Here is a 2,956-nt window from a genome sequence, read left to right as displayed (position 1 = left end):
GGTCGTCTGAAATCCCTTTCAGACGACCTTTGAAATCAATACAACATATCCAAATTCAGTTCAGACTTAACAACAAATCCCTAAAAACATTTGGATCTTTGATAAAAGTCATTTCACCCTCTTGGGGAAAGTGAAAATCTAACAGTCTTGACACCCAAAAGCGTACGCACCCAGCTCGCTGCGCCACAGGAAAATATTCCTTCTCCGCATCAGATAGCGGACGAATGTTTTCATAACCGTCAATAAACGCTTTGCATAACTTCGCATCCAACTTGTTATCAGAAGTTCTCGACCAATCATTTACTGCGATTGCCAAGTCATACATGAAATTTCCATTACATGCATAATAGAAATCGATGAACCCAGCCACATTTTCCCCATCCAACAAAACGTTGTCTTTAAATAAATCGGCATGAATGATGCCGGATGGCAAATGACCGCCGAGATTGTTTTCCAAATCCGAAATTTCCTTACCCAGCAACTGGGCATCAGCCTCATTCAACTGTGGCAATAATTGTTCATAAGCTTGCTTCCACCATGTGTTATATCGGGGATTTTCCATTTTTTCGGGAAAATCTTGAACCGCCAAATGCATTTTGGCCAACATTGCTCCCGTGTTAAAACACTGCGCCTCGGTCGCCCATGCGGTATCCGCACCATTTAATCTGGTAACGACGCAAGCCGGTTTACCTGCCAATACCGAATCCAGCTTTCCATCTTTTCGTACAATCGGACTTGGACAAGCTACGCTTTTACTACTCAAATGCTTGTTCAAATTCAAGAAAAATGGCAATTCATCCTGACGCAACACTTCAAATACAGTTAAAACATAGCTGCCTTTAGAAGTATTCAAAAAGTAATTACTGTTGGTAATTCCCTGTGCAATGCCTTGCAGGGAAACAAACTCCCCCAGATCATAATCTGACAAAAACTCCCGTATTTGCTCATCAGAAATATTAGTATAGACAGACATAAACTCAATCCAGTGTAAACAATTAATTACAGTATTTTCAGACGACCTACAAACCCAATTCCCTGAGGAAGCGCACGTCGTCCGCCCAGCCTGATTTGACCTTGACCCAAACCTTTAAAAACACTTTGGTATCAAACAGTTTTTCCATATCGAGGCGGGCTTCGGTGGAGATTTTTTTCAGTTTTTCCCCGCCTTTGCCGATTAAGATGGCTTTTTGGCTGTCTTTATCGACCAATACGGCGATGTAAATTCGGTAGAGTCCGTTTTCCTCTTCTTCGAATTGTTCGATCTCCACATTCATGGCGTAGGGCAGCTCTTCACCGAGGTAGCGGAACAGTTTTTCGCGCACGATTTCGGTGGCGAGGAAACGGCTGGAACGGTCGGTCACCATTTCTTCCGGATACATCGGCACGCTTTGGGGCAGGTAAGGTCTGAGGCGCGCGAGCAGGTTGGCGATGCCCAATCCGTGTTTGGCGCTGACGGTTTCATGCCCTGCAAATTTGAATTCTGCGCTGATTTGGTCGATAAATTCCTGCAAACCGCTGCTGCCCGCTTTGTTTTTGTCGATTTTGTTGATAACGAGGATGACGGGCGTGTTTGTCGGCAGTTGTTTCATCACGATGCGGTCGGCATCGGTAAAGCGCATGGCTTCGACGACGAAAACGACGGCATCGACACTGCTCAACGCTTCGGTGACGTTTTGATTGAGGCGGTCGTTCAGAGCGTTGCGGTGTTTGGTTTGGAAACCGGGGGTATCGACGAAAACGAATTGTGCGGTGTCGTCGGTGTAAATGCCGGTAACGCGGTTGCGCGTGGTTTGGGCTTTTTTACTGGTGATGCTGATTTTTTGCCCGATGAGGTGGTTCATCAGCGTGGACTTGCCGACGTTGGGGCGGCCGACGATAGCGACGAAGCCGCAGCGGTAGTCGGCGGGGTGGTTGGATTCGTTTTGCAGGAAGGTTTCGATGTCCATGATGGCTTTCTGTTTGAAGTTTCAGACGACCTTTTCGTATCCCTAGGTCGTCTGAAAAATAAATCGGCTATTTTTTCGCTTTTTTCAAAGGGTGGTGTTGCTCGAGCCATTGCAGCGCTTCTTTGGCGGCTTGCTGCTCGGCAACCTTGCGGCTGCTGCCTTGTGCTTTGCAGATAAAACCGAGTTCGCCCAAGTCGCATGAAATCAGGAACATACTGTCATTGGCATGACCAATTTGTTCCTCGATGCGGTATTTGGGCAAGGCAAGGCGGCGGGCTTGGAGGGCTTCTTGCAGGGCGGTTTTGTTGTCTTTGCCCTGCGTTTTGAAATCGGCACGTTTGACGCGTTCGGCGAACAAGTGCCGCACCACTTTCTCCGCCTCGGCGAAATCCGCATCAAAGCTGACGGCGGCAAACATCGCTTCCATAGCATCGGCAAGGATGGAGGGTCGTCTGAATCCGCCGCTTTTCAACTCGCCCGCGCCCAAATAAAGCCCGTCACCGACATTCATTTCCAAAGCGATTTCCGCCAACACGCCTTCATTGACCAAGCTTGCGCGCAAACGCGACAACTCGCCTTCGGTCAGCTTGGGGAACGCGTCAAACAACATTTTGGCGACGGTGTAGTTCAAAATCGAATCGCCGACAAACTCGAAACGCTCGTTGTTTTTCGCATGGTAACTGCGGTGGGTCAGCGCCTGCTGCAAAAGCGCGGTATCTTTGAAACGGTAACCCAGTTTATTCTGAATGGCGGCATGCGCCTGCTGTTTTAACACATCTGTTTTCATGAGGACGTTTGTCTTTCTTCTTGCTTCGGAATATCGGCGGGAGGCGGCAAAAATTCAGCCTCCCAAACCAACCCGAATGCGTTTCGGCACTTCATGCAAATACGGAAACACTTTAGGGCTGCAACAGTCGTCTGAAACACAGCTCAGCCCGTTTCAGACGACCAGCATTGTACCATCAAACCATAAGCGGCAAATATATAGTGGATTAACTTTAAACCAGTAC

Annotated in this window: 3 protein-coding genes; all 3 read right to left on the bottom strand. The window is 48.0% G+C overall.

The genetic code is table 11. The features are described 5' to 3' along the window. Positions 1-55: 55 nt before the first annotated feature. On the bottom strand, positions 56-973 hold the full coding sequence (thrB, locus tag HMPREF3066_RS09120; protein ID WP_045072289.1) for a homoserine kinase: 918 nt from the start codon (positions 971-973) through the stop codon (positions 56-58). A gap of 46 nt (positions 974-1,019) precedes the next feature. Continuing rightward, positions 1,020-1,946, bottom strand: coding sequence for a GTPase Era (gene era / locus HMPREF3066_RS09115; protein WP_070442353.1), 927 nt, complete (start codon positions 1,944-1,946; stop codon positions 1,020-1,022). Between the two features lie 67 nt (positions 1,947-2,013). Further along, positions 2,014-2,733 carry a ribonuclease III gene (gene rnc / locus HMPREF3066_RS09110; RefSeq protein WP_070442350.1) on the bottom strand — a complete coding sequence of 240 codons (720 nt, stop codon included), beginning with the start codon at positions 2,731-2,733 and terminating at the stop codon, positions 2,014-2,016. Between the last annotated feature and the right edge of the window lie 223 nt (positions 2,734-2,956).

The sequence above is a fragment of the Neisseria sp. HMSC03D10 genome (genome assembly GCF_001807625.1).
GTDB classification, from domain to species: domain Bacteria; phylum Pseudomonadota; class Gammaproteobacteria; order Burkholderiales; family Neisseriaceae; genus Neisseria; species Neisseria mucosa.
Note: the sequence above shows the minus strand (reverse complement) of the source record. Positions and strands in the feature narration are given on the sequence as shown.

Coding starts and splice junctions, on each gene's coding strand:
- era (WP_070442353.1), bottom strand. CDS start 1,946: ATGGACATCGAAACCTTCCTGCAAAACGAATCCAACCACCCCGCCGAC.
- thrB (WP_045072289.1), bottom strand. CDS start 973: ATGTCTGTCTATACTAATATTTCTGATGAGCAAATACGGGAGTTTTTG.
- rnc (WP_070442350.1), bottom strand. CDS start 2,733: ATGAAAACAGATGTGTTAAAACAGCAGGCGCATGCCGCCATTCAGAAT.